17 protein-coding genes and 1 pseudogene are annotated in these 18,399 nt (G+C 37.8%); 1 reads left to right on the top strand and 17 read right to left on the bottom strand.

What is annotated here, in order from left to right; translation table 11 throughout:
* Positions 1–43: 43 nt before the first annotated feature.
* From M3182_RS16650 to M3182_RS16620, 7 genes and pseudogenes are all read right to left on the bottom strand, one after another.
* Entirely contained in the window at positions 44–724 is a 681-nt protein-coding gene (locus M3182_RS16650) for an LrgB family protein (protein ID WP_251559102.1), read from the bottom strand.
* A complete protein-coding gene (locus M3182_RS16645; RefSeq protein ID WP_251426093.1) occupies positions 702–1,100 on the bottom strand; it encodes a CidA/LrgA family protein in 399 nt (132 codons plus the stop codon). The genes M3182_RS16650 and M3182_RS16645 overlap by 23 nt, the downstream gene beginning before the upstream one ends.
* A 324-nt stretch (positions 1,101–1,424) precedes the next feature.
* A pseudogene (gene tatC / locus M3182_RS16640) lies at positions 1,425–2,143 on the bottom strand (twin-arginine translocase subunit TatC).
* Positions 2,144–2,226: 83 nt separating this feature from the next.
* A complete protein-coding gene (locus tag M3182_RS16635) occupies positions 2,227–2,418 on the bottom strand; it encodes a twin-arginine translocase TatA/TatE family subunit (protein WP_251426090.1) in 192 nt (63 codons plus the stop codon).
* An 18-nt stretch (positions 2,419–2,436) separates the two neighbouring features.
* Positions 2,437–2,961: a Rid family hydrolase gene (locus tag M3182_RS16630; RefSeq protein ID WP_251426089.1), complete on the bottom strand. Its 525-nt coding sequence runs from the start codon at positions 2,959–2,961 to the stop codon at positions 2,437–2,439.
* A 27-nt stretch (positions 2,962–2,988) separates the two neighbouring features.
* Positions 2,989–4,620, bottom strand: a complete 1,632-nt coding sequence (locus tag M3182_RS16625) for a flavin monoamine oxidase family protein (protein WP_349775461.1) — start codon at positions 4,618–4,620, stop codon at positions 2,989–2,991.
* Positions 4,621–4,827: 207 nt separating this feature from the next.
* Complete coding sequence (locus M3182_RS16620; RefSeq protein ID WP_251559100.1) at positions 4,828–5,262, bottom strand: hypothetical protein; 435 nt, start codon at positions 5,260–5,262, stop codon at positions 4,828–4,830.
* Between the two features lie 224 nt (positions 5,263–5,486).
* On the opposite strand from M3182_RS16620, the gene M3182_RS26520 reads away from it, so the two are divergent.
* Positions 5,487–5,555, top strand: coding sequence for a hypothetical protein (locus tag M3182_RS26520; RefSeq protein WP_432806715.1), 69 nt, complete (start codon positions 5,487–5,489; stop codon positions 5,553–5,555).
* Between the two features lie 132 nt (positions 5,556–5,687).
* Here the strand turns inward: M3182_RS26520 and M3182_RS16615 are convergent, their stop codons facing one another.
* From M3182_RS16615 to M3182_RS16570, 10 genes are all read right to left on the bottom strand, one after another.
* Positions 5,688–10,154, bottom strand: coding sequence for a coiled-coil domain-containing protein (locus tag M3182_RS16615; RefSeq protein ID WP_251559098.1), 4,467 nt, complete (start codon positions 10,152–10,154; stop codon positions 5,688–5,690).
* The gene (locus tag M3182_RS16610) at positions 10,132–10,881 is read right to left on the bottom strand and encodes a DUF6063 family protein (protein ID WP_251559096.1); all 750 of its coding nucleotides are present in this window, start codon (positions 10,879–10,881) and stop codon (positions 10,132–10,134) included. The genes M3182_RS16615 and M3182_RS16610 overlap by 23 nt, the downstream gene beginning before the upstream one ends.
* On the bottom strand, positions 10,878–12,392 hold the full coding sequence (locus M3182_RS16605) for a hypothetical protein (protein ID WP_251559094.1): 1,515 nt from the start codon (positions 12,390–12,392) through the stop codon (positions 10,878–10,880). The genes M3182_RS16610 and M3182_RS16605 overlap by 4 nt, the downstream gene beginning before the upstream one ends.
* Positions 12,383–13,378: a Wadjet anti-phage system protein JetD domain-containing protein gene (locus M3182_RS16600; RefSeq protein ID WP_251559092.1), complete on the bottom strand. Its 996-nt coding sequence runs from the start codon at positions 13,376–13,378 to the stop codon at positions 12,383–12,385. Before M3182_RS16600 ends, M3182_RS16605 begins: the two co-directional genes overlap by 10 nt.
* A 447-nt stretch (positions 13,379–13,825) precedes the next feature.
* Complete coding sequence (locus M3182_RS16595) at positions 13,826–15,625, bottom strand: DUF2326 domain-containing protein (protein WP_251559090.1); 1,800 nt, start codon at positions 15,623–15,625, stop codon at positions 13,826–13,828.
* Positions 15,615–15,857 (bottom strand): ABC-three component system middle component 8, encoded by a 243-nt coding sequence (locus tag M3182_RS16590; RefSeq protein ID WP_251559088.1) that lies wholly within the window; start codon positions 15,855–15,857, stop codon positions 15,615–15,617. The genes M3182_RS16595 and M3182_RS16590 overlap by 11 nt, the downstream gene beginning before the upstream one ends.
* On the bottom strand, positions 15,841–16,407 hold the full coding sequence (locus M3182_RS16585; RefSeq protein ID WP_251559087.1) for an ABC-three component system protein: 567 nt from the start codon (positions 16,405–16,407) through the stop codon (positions 15,841–15,843). Before M3182_RS16585 ends, M3182_RS16590 begins: the two co-directional genes overlap by 17 nt.
* Positions 16,400–16,576 (bottom strand): hypothetical protein, encoded by a 177-nt coding sequence (locus tag M3182_RS16580; protein WP_251559084.1) that lies wholly within the window; start codon positions 16,574–16,576, stop codon positions 16,400–16,402. The genes M3182_RS16585 and M3182_RS16580 overlap by 8 nt, the downstream gene beginning before the upstream one ends.
* A 225-nt stretch (positions 16,577–16,801) precedes the next feature.
* The gene (locus M3182_RS16575) at positions 16,802–17,806 is read right to left on the bottom strand and encodes a hypothetical protein (RefSeq protein ID WP_251559082.1); all 1,005 of its coding nucleotides are present in this window, start codon (positions 17,804–17,806) and stop codon (positions 16,802–16,804) included.
* A complete protein-coding gene (locus M3182_RS16570; protein ID WP_251559080.1) occupies positions 17,797–18,225 on the bottom strand; it encodes a hypothetical protein in 429 nt (142 codons plus the stop codon). The genes M3182_RS16575 and M3182_RS16570 overlap by 10 nt, the downstream gene beginning before the upstream one ends.
* Between the last annotated feature and the right edge of the window lie 174 nt (positions 18,226–18,399).

Below are 18,399 nucleotides of genomic sequence, written 5' to 3'. Positions count from 1 at the left end.
ACGATAACCTGCTATTGGATTATAAATAGGTTCTTGGCGATACTCAGAGAAATCGAAAAATCACTGGAAGAATAATAGGCGTAATAATCGCGGCTGTACCCATTGCCACACTTGAGACCGCACCTTGTATCGGTCCTTCTACCATGATCTGACTGGTGCCAATTCCATGGGAAACCGTTCCAACACTAAGACCGCGTGAAAACGGGTCCGAAATATTGGCCACAGATAATAAAATTGGGGCAAAAATTGCTCCAAAAATTCCTGAGGCAATGACAAATGCGGCTGCTAACGTAGGGTCGCCACCAATGATTTTTACAGTGTCAATCGCCACAGGGGTTGTGACAGCCTTTACCGCAGATGCAGCTTGAATATCCTCCGGTAACTGTAAAGCCTTGGATAACCAGACAGCGGAAACAATGGTCGACAGTGTTCCAATCAGAATTCCAATCGCGGCAGGAACCATTTTTTCCTTGATAATGTCTCTATTTTTATACAAAGGAACGCCAAGAGCCACAGTGGCCGGGCCTAACAATGAGCTAATCCAGTCTTTCGCCGGGGAATATTCTTGATAACTAACGCCTGAAAAATGAAGGATTGTTATCAGCACAATCGTGGTCGTCAATACCGGATTGGTAAACGGCGAACGAACAAGGCGCGCCAACTTCATTGCCCCTATATATACAACAATGGTTAATAGAATACTAATGAGAGTGAGACTGTTCATGATAGTTTTCTTCCTTTTGTACTTTCTTCGTTGATAAAAATTGAGTTAAGCCCCCGGTGACCAGTAAACCGATGACGGTACTAGCAGCCACCATCACAAGCAATTGCAGACCACTCGCTTGAATCAAGCCACCATAATCCATTAACCCGACCGAAATGGGAACGAAAAACAATGACAGATGTTTCAACAAAAACGATGCAGCCACCTCAATATAATGAAGCTTAACGATTCCATTGCTCAATAAAATATATAAAACAATCATCCCAAACACACTAGCAGGGATCGGCAAATCTAGAAAACTCACAATATAGCTTGAACCTTGATAAATTAAATAAAGAAAAAACAATTGTGCTAAAAATAGTAAAGTCTGTTTCACAAGATGATCATTCCTTTCGAGCACCAAAATAAAATTATACCAAGAACATGTAAACAGGTCTAGTGGGACGGAGGGACAGGTTCATCGTCCCGCCTTGGAAATATCCCCCAACAACCCCCCACTTTCCAACATAAGACAGAGAAACACAGGTTCACTGTCCTATTCTTAGAAAACTTTCCTAATAAAAAGTCCCACTTCCAGCTGAGGAAGTGGGTTCTCTAATGTTGCACCTAAACCATTTTACGAGGCAAGTTGGTTTGCTTTGAGAATAGTTAACGTCAAAGAAGAGAAGAAAAACAATCGATATGTAGGTGCTCCCTGGAATTAGGATACTTCCATACTAGTTTTCAGTGCTTCTCTCTGTTTATTAGCGTACACCTTCCTGGAAAGGAGAATGCCAAGTTCATAGAGAAGAACAAGTGGAATCGCTACGAGAACAGCGGATATCAGATCGGGAGGAGTAACCAGAGTGGATAAAATCGTCAAGAGCAAATAAGCGATTTTCCGGGCTTTTGTAAGCTGAATCGGATTAAGGAGTCCAATCCGAGTTAAAAACATAACCACAATTGGAAGCTCAAACAGAAAACCGATTGGGAGCGTAAGGTTCAATAAAAAACCAAAATATACTTCTCCGCTGTAAACATCGTGTTCATTTGATCTCCGGCAAGACTCATTAGGAAGGTCATCACATTGGGGAATAAAATATAAAAGCCGAACAGTACTCCTACTAAAAAAGAAAAGAGCAGCGGCGGAAGATAAAGCAAAAAGCCTTTCCTCTCTTCTTCACTTAATGCGGGAGAGATAAATCGCCATAAATGAAACAATGCAATAGGAAATATAGCGACTAAGGCAAAGGCCCCCGCAAGGACAAAATAAACCCAAAGAATATCTGTTGGTCCTAAAACCGTCAGTTTTATATCCGAACGATCCACAAACCACTTATAAATCTGCTCAACAATGGAAAAAGCAGCGACAAAAAATATTACAAATAGAACAAGAACGATCAATAAACGCTTTCTGAATTCAGTAGCATGCTCGAGCATCTTCATTTCCTTCATCCGTTTCACTTCCTTATAAAAGTCAGGAGATGTAAACGTTATAGTTTACACCCCCACACCCTTATTTCTTATGAGTCTTTTACCTCTTTCGTCTTTTGTTCCTCCGAATCCCCCGATACCAACTCTCGGGTTGAATTTTTGAATTCTGTTAAGGTACGCCCAAATGCTCGGCCGATTTCTGGAAGTTTAGAAGGACCAAAGATGACCAATGCAATAACAAGGATCAAAATCAATCCTGGAACTCCAATATTTTGTAACATTCCTCATCACTCCAGTCCTTATTTATATGCAACAAAAGCTTCAATTTCAACTAACCAGTCAGGATTCACAAGACTCTCCACACCAACCGTAGAACGGGCCGTTTTCACTGGATTTTCTTTTGTATTAAAGTATTTTCCATAAGCGTTAAAGAATCCGGTGTAATCTGGTTTATCCCCTTTTTCTGGATCGGAAGCCACGTACACCCGAAGATAGACGACATCCTTCATCGATAGACCTTTCGCCTTCAGTTGAGATTTCAGATTTTCAAAAATCCCCTCTGCTTGCTTCTGGGTATCTCCATATTTCTCGTAAATGGTTGTCCCTTTTGCATTGAGCGTAGGTGGCACAGTTCCACTTATCCATAGCTGATTGTATTGCTTTGGAATGGAAACTGAACTGGAAATCGACGACGAAGGAGTCCCAAAAAATGTGACCTTATCCGTTTTTAAATCTTGTTTCTCCGAGCCGGCAAATGCATAAGCACCGACAAGTAAGCTTGTACCAAAGACGACCGAGGCAACCAAAGATTTCGCTTTTTTCATATAATCCTCTCCTTTGTTTTCATCAAATCAACCGACTTTTTCTGGTGCACTACTTTCCTTCATAGTACGTTCATGAATCTGACTGACGGCCACGCGCGCCGATTCAAATGCGCCTGCCATCCACCCAGTGATGTAACTGAGATGCTCTCCGGCTAAATAGATGCGCCCTTGAGGTTTATTTAAAATTGGATAATAGTTTTGCAGGTCTGACGCAGAGTAAGATGCCCAGCCCCCTTCGTTATATTTAATTTTGTGCCAAGCGACTGAGAAGGAGTGTTCCATCTCTTTTGTATACTGCGGGTGTATTTTCGTTCCCTGTGCCAAGGCCGCTGCTTCCCGCTGTTTCAGCGACATGTCACCATATTTAACCGCAGCTTGACCAAAGTTGTAATAACCAATGACGACACCTTTTTGTGACAAGTATCCGTACGACGGATACCAAATTTGATTAATATCCATATTGGTTGTGGTCATCCCACCCATGATGCGGTCCTCTGTCTCCCAGAAGCGGTTTTTAAATTGGAAACCAATTTTCCCTGTTTGAGCATAGTTAATTTTACTAATCGCATTTTTCATCTCTGAGGTAAAACCTGCAGGAATCTTTTTAAGAACAGGCAACGGAATCGTACAAATGCAATAGTCACCAGTGATTTCTTTTACTGGGCCTTTTCCTTTAATATTTTTATAAACAACGCGGACACCATTTGTGGTTTGGCGGATTTCTTGCACTTCTGCTCCAAAGGTAATTTTACCTGGAAGCTTTGCTGCAAACGCTTTTGGAATGGCATCCATCCCGCCCACAGGCTGGAACACCATCATCTGTTGATCAAAGGAGTATTCGGAACTGAAGTTATTCATCATGCCTGATTGAAGGATTTGGCTAAGTGGATATGGAGTCCCGACTGTTCCTGGTTTCAGTCCAGCCCCCGGAAGGTCATTTTCTATATAGCCGCGATAGCTTGTCCCAGTATATTTTCCATCCTTTAATGAACCATCACGCGCTAAAAAGGCCATTAATTTCTCCACATCTTCTGAGCTGAGGGATTGGTCTAATGCTGCGGGATTCGCCTTTGATAGCAATTCGGCAATATATCCACGCGTATCAGCTTTTATTTCTCTTTTTCTGATTTTTTTCCCAGATAAGGGACCTGCATTTTCATGATAATAATAGGCAGCGTCATTTACATTCGTGAAAGCTTCTAATTCAACTCCAAGTTCGCGGCAATAATCCATTGTCACATGGTGTTGAGGAATTCGTGCCGGACCTGCGTTCATGTATTGCCCTTTGTCGAACCTCGCTACTTGCTTGACGCCACCAATTTCAGTTTCTTCCGTCTTTCCTCGAACCGTCCAGTTTCGACCACCGACACGATCGCGGGCTTCGAGAATGATACAGTCATAACCTGCTTTCCCAAGTTCATAAGCTGAAGCTAAACCGGCTAAACCGGCTCCAAGAATGATGACTTTCTTTCCTTTTTTATTGGCCATCACCAGGTCACTTTTCTTTGGAGCCTGAAATTCCGCAGCACTAGCAAACATGGAGGATCCTAGTAATCCGAGCGAATCCATTGCTCCGTAAACAGCAATCGCTCCACCTACCTTTCCTACTTGATTTAAAAACTCCCTTCTACTAATTGATTTTTCAGGTTTGCTTCCCACCAGCGTCAACTCCTTTATAATTCTTCCTACAAGACAAAGAATATAATAGAGTAGTAGATGAAACTACGAACTTGGGAGTGTTTCTGACATTGAATTTGGGACGGAGGGACAGGTTCATTGTCCCAGTCTAGGAAAATTTACCAATAAAAAACCCACTCTCCAAAATAGAAAGCAGGATTTTTCCTTTACACGCAGGCACTCGTTTAGTCACCCCCAAATATAGTGAAAAGCTGGTTTCTCTTCGTCTGGTATTTCGCTAAATTCCTTGTAGCTTAGTAAAAAATCGTCTGGCAGCTCCCCTAGTAAACAGGTAAATTGACCGTTTTGGTAGGTGACTAAATAACTATTAGCAGAATCCGTCTCTTCCGCATTGAACAACTCTGCGAATTTTTCCGTTTCTTCTAAAGTCAAGTTTTCATTTAAACAGGTAACACGAGTGCGGCCCCGTTTGTCTGTCAGGGAGAAAATACCAAAACCTCCTACTTTTGTTTCTTCATAGGTGTCAAAAGCGGCTGTGAGCTTTGTAGTATACAAACCACAGTGCCAGCAATACACAAATAGTTCACCTGTATGATAATAATCATCAAAGGTAGCCGTTTTTCCGCAATTTGGGCATTCAGCCGGGTATACAATTGAACCCATCGTAATCTCTCCTTTTTATAGATCTTACTTTTAAAAGCCTACTCTTTCATACCACTCTCGCTGTTTTTACTTAAGACAAAGTAATGTTTCTAGACGAAATGTTCAAAGGTGAAGAAATGAAGTGAATTAGTGAGGAAGTACAGTAGAAGATTCATCTGATGTAAGTTGATTATAACACCTACAAGAACACTTGTTCTAACTTTTACAAAAACATTTAACTAAAAATCCCTATTTGTGTCAATTTTATTAACAAGTACATACCAACAATCATTCAGGGATTTCTTAATGAATGATGAGGACTAGAAAGAATGGAACACTTCAAATCTAGTAAATAAAAAAGTATTTGATGATAAAAAAAACCCCACTTATCGCCATGATAAGTGGGTTCAATGATAGTGAATAGATGGATTAACCATTCCCAAAGCTTATTGCGAAACTGGCTCTTCCCCCTGATAAATTCGAAACGCGGGCACAATCGTGTCACTCACAATTTCTTTGCCTTTTTCACGAATAAAGTCCAATTTGTAATACGCTTCAAAACGCTGACTAATTTCCGTTTTCACCAATTCAGGTGGAGTAACGATGATAAACTGGAATTTCAGTTTTTTCGCAACCGCAAAGATTGGATCCAACACATGGGCCGATGCGGCTTGTCCAAATGGATTGTCTACGACTAACGGCACCCAGCTTTGATCAGTTTCACTCTTAACGGAAAGGAGCATCATCATCATGACCATCCTTGCTGAAAGCTTTTGACCACCACTACCATCCGACTTCGTTTTCGATCCCTGGTTGATCGTCTGCCATGTTGAATAATGCTCACGTTGCGGTTTGCCATACATAAACGCATTATCAGTCCGCATATTGTAAACAAGCAATTCCGGATAACGATTGCGCAACGACACAAATAAAATTTGTTCATCACTAATCAGCTGCTTGATTTCTTGGTCCAACTCGCGGTTGGTGTCATCAATCATGTCAAAGTTTTTCGTGATTTTGTTAATTGCTGAAACGAAATGCTGTTTCAACAACGGCTCGACATCCTCTGCTTTTTTCGGCAAAATGTCATCTTTCAGCTGTACAAGTGGGAAGGTACCCCGTTCGTTTTTCAATTTCATTTTCGCAATCATTGAACGAATTGCTTCTGAAATGCCCATTACTTTCATGCTCGCACGGCTTGCCCAGAAGTTCTGCGCTTTTTCAGCTCGCTCTTTATCGCGCTCTAATTGTTCTAATCCACTTTGTGAAAAACGCTTCATGTTTTTCACGACATTTTGGATATGGTTATAATGCCTTGTATCCATATGGTCCAGCGTCGTTAACACTTCGTTTTTAAAGCGAATCTCCCAATCTTTCCCTTCAATCGTCAGCTTTAAGTTTCGCAACGATTGTTCGATTTTCGCATGCTTTTCTTGGCCTTCTTCTTGGATGTTTTGATGGTCTTCACACCAAGCTAGAATGCATTGCTTGCCTTGCGTTTTGATTTTCTCAACATCGTCTTCCGTAAATGCAGCGGCGTCTTCTTTGAGAATGACCGATAATGTCAATAAGTCGCCTTCATAGCCAGTAATCTTCGCTTCGGTTTCTTTCTGAAGTTTTTCGCTGTCCTTGATGTTCTTTTTGGTTACCTTCGTTTGGTCCTTGATTTCGACTTCCTTCACTTCTAAATCAAGGTCTTCCCATTCTTCCGGCTGTTTTTCATGCTTGGCTACTTTTTTCGCCGCTTTCTCACGCTGCTCACCTGCATGTTTTAACGACGTTTCCGCAACTGTAACCGCTGTTCCTTGTTCACGCTCTTCTTTCTCCGCTGCCTTTGTTTCCTTTTGCGCATTTTGTAGCATGTTTTCTAAAATGCTTAACGGCTCCTCTGGCTCAGAAGCATCCTTCCAGTCCTCGTTCATCCCATTTAATTTCTTCTCAAGCTTCTTCTGCTGCTTTTGCTCCGATTCTTTTGTCGCTTGAATCGCCAGCAATTCACCTGCTTGTTCTTCTTTCGACTTTTGCAGTTGATTTAGTTCATCAATGCTGCCATTGATGTCTTCTAAAATACGAGAAGATAAACTCGGTACTACTTCTGTGAGCTCGCCCTTTTCCGACAATGGGAACGCCGCGTCTTCAACAAAGAACGAATTTTCCTTGATGGTTTGCTCGGTCCGGTACTTCCATTCCAAATACGTTTGATTCCACTTGTCTTGCAAATCAACGGTCGTTTGATGCTCATCGACGATTTCTTTCTGAGCGAGAACCAACGCTTCTTTTTGTTTTTCCTTTTCTTCTTTTACGCGTTTATTTTCCTGATGCAGATTCTTACTCTCTTCAAACTCTGTTAACGTCTCCACATCTTTTGTGAGCTTTTCGATCTTTTCCTTCGTTTTCTCAACCTGTTCTTTCAATTGAAGCTGGTGCTCTTTTTCTTTTTCTGTTTGTACAATCGTCTCCTGCAACTTCGTCTTCTTCTCAAGCAAACTCTCTTGTTCTTTGCTCAACGTTTTATCGATTTCACTCGCAAGATCATTCGCTAAGAAACGATCAATCTCTTTTAAAATTCGCCGGAATGCGACTTCCGTTTTTTCGATTTCAACAAGCGTTTCTTTCTGTTCTTCAAGTTGTTTCGAAAGCTTAATTTTCCAATCAGTAAATTGATTTTTATCGGTTAACAGCTCTTTTTCTGTTCCATTGATGAGCACAAACAATGCCCCACTGTTTTCCGTTGCCATTTCCTCACGCATAAAAATCGGAACGGGGCTTTTGAACATTCTGCTTGATAAAACTTGTTGATTGATTTTCTCCCACTGCTGTCGGCTCACCACCAACCCATATGGCAGAAGCGGATACGCAAGCAAATGGTTCGCCAGGTCGTCTGGTTTCAATGATTGCAGAAATTGCGTTCCGTAGAACACATCAATCCCTGTTTTCTCATCAATCCATTCTTTTAATTCTTTCACATCTTTATTGGCAATCCAGAAATGCTCATCATTTAAGTCATAATCGATTTGCGTTTCCCACAGCTGTTTTTTCAGTTCTTCGGCTTGCTCGCGGTTTTGAACAAGCAGATCCTCGATTTGCAACGCATATTTGGAGAGCAGTGCGTTCGTTAACGGAGTTGTCACATCATCTAGTAACCCATGAAGCTGATCGAGTAATTTGTTTTCTTTTTGCTTTTGAATTTCACTTTTACTCTTCAACTCTTCGATTTTATCTTCACTAAACTCAATTGCTTGCACGAGCGTCCCATGTGCAGTCGCAAGCTCGTTTTGCTTTTCAATCGATTTTTTATCTTTTACCTGATGCTCGTCTAACTTCGCATTTTTATCTTCAATCTGCTTGGAGAGACTCTCAATATATCCTTTTAAATCATACGTCAACCGGTCGCCAAATTCCTTGATAAGTTTTTCTTCCTGCGATTCAAACTCATGCATTTGCGTAAACAGAAAATCAATTTCCGACTCCAGACCGGCAATCTCTTTTGTTTTCTTTTTATCTTGTTTCGATAGTTCGGTAGCCGATTTCTTTAAAAACTTTTGGTAACCTAAATACTGTTTCACCGCATCTTGAATCGCGACAGAAGCCTCTGCCCACTGTCCAGCTGCTTCTTTTTTGATTTCATCCATGCGCTGATTCACTTGCTCTAAGCCACTGTTTTGTTCCAATTTGGCAATTTGCTGCGACAACGCGCGAATGCTTTGCTCGCCTTCTAGCCATTCTTTTAATAACATTTGAAACGCCAGCTCGTCTTTGCGGTTTTGTTTCTCAATCACCACTTCTTGCAGACCGCTATGTTTCTTGTTTTCTTCTGCTAGTTTCTTCTCCCACTCTAGCACTTCTCGATGCGCTCTGGCATACTCCAGATTATCCTTTTGATAGCGCAAATCAATTTGCTTTTCTGTTAATTTTTCAATCTCTTTTTCTAACGAAACCAAATTTTCTTCTTCGGTTTGTTTCAAATGCTCTAACGCACCCAGCAACTGGCGGCCCACTTTGATACTGTCATCGACAATTTCTTTATGCTGAATCCCTTTGTCAAGATTCTCTTCAAACGGCACAATATCTTCTAAAAACTCTTTATGCGCTTGCTCACGTTTCAACAGTACCGGCAAGTCTTTCGCAATGCTCGCCTGACTTTTAAAAATCTCAACCAGGTCATTTTTCTGATGTTCGGTTCGATGCAACACTTGACTCACAGTCGGAATGATTCGTTTCTGAAACAAAGAATGATCATCTTCCGCGCCTTCAAAATATTTGCCAACGCCACCTTCATCTTTGTTGATGTCTTTTAAAATCTCCCAATCTTTACGGTTGATTCCGTATGTATCCAGAATGCGATAATGCTTCTTCGTATCGCGGTAGACATCATAACCGTTCCATTTTAAATAGTCTTTCAAACTTTCCGTTTCTGCGACTTCACCATTTTCATAGAGCGGAATATGCTCAAGCGAAACTTCTTCTTTCCGCTCAAATTCGCGTGTGTAGAAGGTAATGTTCGGAACAATTTTCGCTTCCTGTTCCAATGTCTGGCTTTCCGCTCCAGTTTCTTCATTCATCGAAATGCGCTGCTCCGCTGAAAACATTCCGCCTGTGACCAAATGACGGTGATCGGCTCCGTCCAATTCCCATTGAATCAGCACATGAAATGTATAAGGAATAAACTGCTCTTTATTGTTAAAAAAGAACTGCTGATAATAACGATTGTTTTGCTTTCCCCAAGCGGTACCTGGTTTCAAGATTTGGAAGATGGTTTGCAAAAATACGCCTTTTCCGCCACCATTCATCATCGAAATGAGACCGTTTGTGCTTGTCTCTTCATCATGGAAGTTGAACGTCGTATCTTTGTATTGCTTCTGCATGCCATCATACTTGAGGCCAACAATTCTAATTCGATGAATCTTCGGCATGCTCCTCATCCTCCTCTGTTGAAATTAATTTCTTAAACATTTCATACCGGTCATAATCGTGATACAAATAGTCAATCCGCTCAAACAATTCTTGTTTCGGGATTGCCTTCGGAATATCATCACGGTCGAGAATCACGATTAACCCTTCCCCTTCTAATAACTTCATGCTGCTGGCAATCAATCCAATTCGCGTGCGGCGATTGGCTTTTCGAGCTCCATAATCGTCGGTGTCAACCTCCATGTACTTCCATGTGGTGACCACTTCTTTCATATCAATCTTTTCGTTCTCGCCGAAGTTTGATTGAGTTTTAAGAATTGAATCCCAGTTCATGATTACATCGTTCACTTGGCGCTCGAGCGCGTAATAGCTAATGCCTTCCCGCTTCGTACGGATTCTCGCCGCTTGGTTCCGGTCAATGCTCGCTAAAAACGACATCATCACGACGCTCATTAAATGAAAGTGTTTTTTCGTTTCCACTTGTTTGTGCTTGTCTTTCATATGTGTAAAATTGGTCGCAAACACTGAGCCTGTTGGCTGTACGACCAATTGAATTCGTTTTGGCGATTCAATGATATACGTCCCAGATTCGTCCGCTAATAAAAGCACCGTCTGTCTCACTTCCGGCTCAAAATACGTCTGAAAGTGTTCGCTTGTTTCATCAATGACTTTCTCTTTTAAGAGCGTAAAATAAACTCCGGATGCTTTTTTGATTGTTTCTGCACTCATTCGTTCTCCTCCTGTACACAGATCTTAAACGGGGTGATTTTCATTCGATACCAGAGGAACGGCTCGGCCCGGTGGTCAAATTTGGTATAAATTTTCGAGCCTTCAAACACTTGAAATTGCGGATATTCCTGCATCAGTTTGTAGAGAAGAAATTCCCGTTCATCACTCAATGTTTCTTCTTGTCGATGCAACACTTGAATTTTCAATGGTTTTTTATCAAACATCATCCATAAATCAATCGTTTCAGATTCTTCAAACCATAAATCCTGGACCTCTAATGGCATGCTTGCCAAATCGGCCAATGAAAACTCGCCATACGTTTGGATGTACTGAAACACATAACTCCAAGCTTTAACGACCGAATCCCAGTTGGTCACGCGCTGGTGGGTAATGCTTTCTTCTGCCTCTTCTTCCACGAACACATCGGTGACTTGTTTTTCATCATATTCTTGTTCGCCCCAAATCCAATCTAACGGCAAAATGAATTCATTCTTCGGTGAAAACAACGGCCCAAGCACCTTTTCTACCGTATCAAACGAATCGACGCCTTCCTTCATGAACCAGTTTTCATAAAGATGTTCACGAAACGAAACCAAGCTCGTTTCCCAGAATAGAGATGGGTTTTCGGCTTTCAGCTTCATTTCATATGAAATATTTTGAATCACAAGCTTGGCGAAACGGTCATGCAGTGCTCTTGTGTGACCGATTTTTTCTTGAAGCAACATCAATTCTTTTTGAATCATGTCGTCTTCTTCGTTTCTTCGTTTTGTTTTTTCAATCATCGAGCTAATCGTACGGAAATGAGTCTTTTCTTCTTCGAACTGCTTTTCAATTTCGACTCGATTGTCCGCTCGCTGCATTTCGGCTTCGATTAATAAAATTTTGGGATTGTTGACCATTTCCTTTTGAAAGGAGAATTCTCTTGCCATCAAGCGGTTTACACGGGAAATGAGGTGATCGAGGTTTCGGGTTGCTTTACGGAAATTACCGTTTTTAATCAGCTGCATGCTGTACAACTGTTCAATCGTAATCGAGAATTCCTCCGCCATTTCTCGACTCATAAAAATCATTTCTTGGGCAACATCGGTCAATTTGTACACAATCGACCCGCCCATCTCAAGATTGGTATACAATTCATCCATCGTGACATAGCGAAACGTTTGCTTCTCCCACGATTGTTTGATTTCGTCATAGTACAACGCTTCAAACGGTTTGCTGTACTCTTCTTTTCCTTGATACAAAAGTCCGCTCGTAATCCGTTCGATTTGTTTCTCGTCCGCTAACAATTTCATTTGTTTAATTGAATCTTCCACCATATATTTGATATCGGATTTGCGGCGATGATCATCATCATTGAGTTCGCGATAAAAGATCGTCAGCAGCACATGCATGAGAATGCTTTGGAGATGCGGCTTCAACTCGCCCACTTCCATGCCTCTCCCAAGCTCAAACAATGGATTCAATCGCTGCATCCGCTGGGCGAAACCTTCCCATGATTCGTTCACATCCATCGCCTCCATGTTTCAATTGTTAACACTTCTTGAGCTATTCGTTTGTTTTCCTGCCATAACTGCATGAGCTGTTCTTGTTCTTCTTCGGTAAACCATTCGAAGAACTGGCCACAGTATTTCAAGTTTTGAAGTTGACCCGTTTTCTGGTCATTTTTTTGATCCTGACACTCTAGCATTTTACGATAAATTTTCAAAGCAGGTTGAATCGTCGTTTCCGGGTATTTTTCAATCAAACGCATGACAATCCCGTATCCGGCCGCATCTAAATCACCTGCATAATAGATGAGATAGTTTTTCTCTGGAAACATCCGAAAGAAAAACGAAAAGCTTCGCTCGATTTTCGTTCCTTCTCCATAAATGAGAAGTTCCGGTTCATAATCAAGTTGATTGGTTTCTAGTAATTGAATCGCCGTATGAAAGAATGATAGATTTTCAATAATCAACACGCGTTGAACATCTTTGATTTCTTTCCCTTGTTTCAACCAAAACACAAATGGTTCCCCAAGTTTGACGATTTTCAGCTGCTCTTCGGTAACACCAATTCGAGTTAAAAAGCCTTTGCCTTCTGGGAATTGATTGCTATCTAATAGAAACTTTTCATGACCAAAAAGCTCCAGACATCTCTCTTCTAATGAAACAATTTCCCGCTCCTCACTAGTTTGAAGAAAGGTATATAAATTCTGGATTCGATTCCATTCGTCTTCCGTTTGCCACTCAGGATGATTTTCGTAATAAGTAAAATCGAACAGATCACTCAGCTTCATCATCTCAAGCCGATCCCATTTCGTGTTCTGAACTTTTATATTCACCCAGTAAAATAAAGGCAGAGCTGGGGTTCGCCCATTGTATTGATTATTTTGAATTGGTGTCAGTACCTCCTCCCCTACCAACTTTTCAATCGCCTGGTAAAACAGCGAATATCCATCCATATCAAAATAATTATCCATCAGCCTGCGCAACTGCAGTTCTAGGTCATTTATATTCATTTTTTTCTTCTGTTTCGGGTGTTGGATGTCTGCGATAAAGCCACGCACCCGGGTTTCAATGATGTCTATTTTACTCACCTACTTGTATGTTACTAGCTTTTTATTGTCGTAGGATAAGAACTCCTTGTAACAAAATTCGACATCTTTTTATTATAAACTAGATGGGGGATTTAGGGGGAAGGAAATTTTTTAGACACTAATGACATGGATGTCCTGATTATAACAACTATTTAACTGAGACAGATAAATCTAGAAATAGTTTCCTCAATTTTCTACAAGCTGTTCAAACTACATATATCTATGATTGAATTACTTTTCCTAATTTTTTATTTCAAATCCCTTAACGCAGTGAAGACAAAGTAGAAATTCCAACAATATATATGAACATAAAGAAGACCCCGATACAATCGGAGCCTTTGGGATGTAAGAAATAATTATGTGTTAAAATCAGAATTTCCTGCTAAACAATCTTCCAGAGTTATCATCGTCATCATGTAAAGTTAATATTATTTCCTCTTCCTTAAAATTATAGGGATTATTGTTTGAATCCATTGGGATGTCATCACTTAATGTTGTTAAAATATATTGTATATCATATTCATCACAAACACTTCTAATTTTGTCAAGAAATTTAATTTTTCTTGTATCGGACATTGATTCATATACACCATCATGATAAACAAACTTAAAAAAGTTTCTTGAAGAATATGTGATCAATAGTGCAAGATCAAAACATACACATAACATTTTTTTATAAGAATACCCATCTGACTGTGCGTTTATTGAAGATTCATTTATATTAACAAATTCCGTATAAAAGTCAGGATTATTATTTTGATTTACCTTATAATATAAAATTGCAGACTCACCTAGGATTTCCTTAGCAAGGCTTCTAAAATTGTTTTTTAATTCCACATACCCACTATTTGGTTCTTCTAGGTGTTCTTTTAGGTCTGATATGGACTTATCAAATTCCTTATCAAGATTTTCTAATTTCTTGTTAATAGATTTAATTATATCTACATTATCTAACTTATTAAGTAAATTACTAATTTCATTTTCAACATTTATTAATTCACTTTGGAAATTCTTAAATTTTTTCATAGTATCAGTATTTTGCAAACCAGAAAGAGTTGTCTTTCTTTCCTCATTAAGTTCTTTTAAACTATCTCTTATCTTCTCCAATTGATTATTCTTTTTTTGTAACACTTTTTCTTGATATGTACTTCTTTCTTTTATAATATCATTATTAAATTGCACTAATTCATTATAACCTTTTTTTATTTGATTTCCAAAAAGTACTTTAGCCTGATTGAATATTGTTTCTATTTTTTTGAAATCGAATTCAAAGTTTCGATGTAAGGAATTCTTTATTTTCTCGATTTCATAAGATAGGTTATATTCCATTGTATTAAGTTGACTTATCTTTGACTCTATTTTTTCAACTAATAATTTATTATTCTCTCTCTCTTTATTATAGAAATCAAAACGGTCAATTTTTTCCTTGAGTTTTTTCTTATCTTCAACTTTATCATCGATTAATGATTGAATAACATCTACTTCATAGTCAGTAACTTTGAGTTCTTCTTTCATCTGTTCTAGATATTTCTTAGTCAAGCTAATTTGATTTTCTAGAGACAATTTTCTCGACAAAAAGTCACCTTTAAAGCCTAATAATTCAAGTAATGCTGGTTTCCAATCCATTTGTGATCCTGCAAACTTTTTTAATTTAAAAACTTCATCGTAGTCATATTGCGTTCTTAGAAAATACCCTAAGTATTTACGATAATTATATTTTTCTGAATTAATAAAACCAAAATAATTATTAAGTATTATTTTTGGGTTTTTCTCAGGTTTTGTAGTTGTTAGTGGTAAATCTGTAAGGTCCCATATTTGATTCTCTCTATAATCTTGAAAAGGTTCACTATGAAATTTTAAGCTTATTTTAGTATTATTTCTTATATCCCTTTTTATTGTTACATAGTTTTTTTCATCCTTTTTTAGCTCCATAAAAAAAGTATAATCTTTAAAAAGATTATAATTCTTCTTAAACAAATGATTATTACCACTAACTTTTTGTAAGAACATAAAATCTATAACTGAAATCAATGTTGATTTCCCTAAATTATGTGAGTCAGAGTCTGTTTTTTCTCTATCTTTTTTTACTCCTAGAATAACATTAAGTTGCTCATTAAACTTGACCCATTTAAATTCTTTTTTATTTGAATATATTTGATTAATCTTCATTTCTCCACTCCAATAAATCCTCTTCGACTATATAGTTAATCTTTCCTAGACAATATAACAAACTAAGTGATGGAATAAATAACTCATAAATTTCTATACCATATTTTCGTTCTATTATCTTGAATAAATAATCAAATTCTATAGTTTTATTATTTAAAAATACTTCTATTATAGAACCGCTCATTTTTAGAACACTTTTTTCAAGATTCATATATTTATGAGGGATCAGCATACCCGATTTCTCCCCCTTTACCAATATCACATTTCCAATACATATAATGTAACATAACCCAAATCAACCTTCTGTCTGATCTTAGATCGGTTCTGTTATTATTTAAAATATAATCATGCAAATCATTAAAAACCATGTCAAATTTATCGTATCTTTCCCTATACATTAATATCTTTTGATTTAATTCATCTATTGTATTTTCATACATCCTTAGATACTTTTCGTTGATCGGATTTTTAAGAAAGTCATCGATTTGCTGAAAATAGCTAATACTATTTTCCAAAATAACTTCTTCAAAGTATTCAGTTGAAAGCCCATTTATTTTATTTTTTTCTATCGCTTTAATTCTCTGGAAATTATAATTCGGCCCTTTAACACGTTGTGCAACTTTTGCAAATTCTATTATTATTTCTTTGATATCATCATCAAAAAATCTAAGTGGAGAAAAGCCATCATTTTCAAATATTATAGTTTTCCTATTATCAATAAAATCTCTACCTGCACTTTTATTGTTATCTCCATAGACCTCCATATTATTCCTATTAATCATTAAAATAATCCCGTCCAGCAGTTTTATTCTGATTACCTTTTATCTTAATATTACTATTAAATGTTTTTACCTTTTTAATAGAGTAAGTACTCATTAGTATTGATATAACTCCTATAATTAATGAAATAATTGAAGCCCAACTTGCTATATTATTTAAATCAATGTACATAAAAAGATAACCCTCCATATTTATTAGTTTATGCTATACCTTTCGGGCCACATGAAACATTTGTATCTTTGAAAAAAATCACTATAAAGAGTATTTTTATCGATTGGTTTCCATTAATCATTTCTTATGAAACTTCCATTTCTGGTCTATATTTATCAGTCTGATAAAGCTGCCTATTTCCTTTCAGTTTCGTTATCTGAATGTGTACTCAGAAAATAATAAACATTAAAAAACATATAACTTTAAGTAATCTTCAAAAATAACATGTAAATGATTTTTAAAAATTGCATCCTCAGGATAAACTCTCCATCTTGTTGGTGGTTCTGGTATATTAAAAAATGATTTTTCATTTTCCATAACAACCAGTGCATTTTCACACTCTATAATTGAACCAAACATTGAAACTTCCGCAAATAATGGCTTACCTTTATAAGGCATGAAAGGAACTTTCTTTACTTCCGAGAATGGTTGGCCTTGCCTATTTCCTTGTAATTTTTGCTGTGTAAAAGAAATATATTCCAGTCCATTTGATGTAGTTCGATAAATATTCCCTCTATAAGCCCAACTTACTTCCCCACTATTGTTCTTCCCAAAAATCTCTGATTCATTTAATATTCCTTTATAATTTATTTGCCCATCCTTCCAGTAAAATCCCGCTAAGTAAGACTCACCTCTATTAGAAGAGCTAAAAATACTTGAATGTGCCCAGTTCACAAATGAAGAATGGTCTTTACTTATTTGATCTATCTTGCTATCGTAATTATGAAATTTATATATGTACCCAGTCTCTTTTTTTAAGATATCATATTGAAAAAGCCCCTCCTCTCCACCAGCAAGAGCCACCCTTCCATTACTCTTAATTTTCAGAGCAAATAAAGGACAGTCCCAAATTTTTTCTACTGTTTCTGTTTTAATGCTATTATTAGTATTATTAGTATTAATGGTAGCAGAGTACAAACCCTCATCAAGGACTGCATATATTTTATTATTGTAAGTTGCAAAGTCTGTATGTAGTTCCTTAAATGGATTTTGATAGATACCGTTTATACTGTTTTTTATATCTTTTAACTCAACCACTGTCTCATTAGTTTTTAAATACTCTTTTAATTTTTCCCAATCCAAGCAAATTACACTACCGTCGAAACCCCAAATATATACCTTATTATCAACTGTAAATATGTCCCAGTAATCCCCAAGTATTCTCAATATTTTTGGATTTTCTAATGACAATCAAAACCTCTCCCCATCCTTGACATTTGGGCCTTTGAAATTCTTGTTTCCTTCTTCCAATCTTTTAAAATACTTTTAGGAACCCTATCGTGTACACAAGTATAATCAATGGGATAACCATGAAAGTATTCATTTAGATTTTCATCCTTAAATTTTGCAACATATAAAGGCTTCTTTTCAGGTGTTATACCTGTTCCTAATCTAGTCCCATAAGATAGTATCCCCCACCCCAGGTGTTTCTGTTTATTTAAATCTTCAACTATCCATTTATTGTGAACAACCTCCTTAAAGAGTCCAATTTCATCTTCAACGGAAACATCTCTATCCCATACTGATTTCTCAGGATTTGGCCTTCTCCGATGATAGTCTACTATCTTATAAATTATATTGTCTTTAATATGTATCTCATTATCTTCCACAATATTTATCCCCTTTATCATGAATATCTTCTCATCTATTGATATATTAATTATTTCACTTAAGAGCTAGTAACATTATCTTCAGATTCCTTTTCGTCGAAGTTATGTTTCTTTCCTACTAAATTTTTATTTAGGTAAATTATACCACAAAGTGGTCTCTTAATATTTGCTATT

It is taken from the genome of Mesobacillus maritimus (assembly GCF_023715205.1).
Classification (GTDB): domain Bacteria; phylum Bacillota; class Bacilli; order Bacillales; family Cytobacillaceae; genus Mesobacillus_B; species Mesobacillus_B maritimus_C.
Note: the sequence above shows the minus strand (reverse complement) of the source record. Positions and strands in the feature narration are given on the sequence as shown.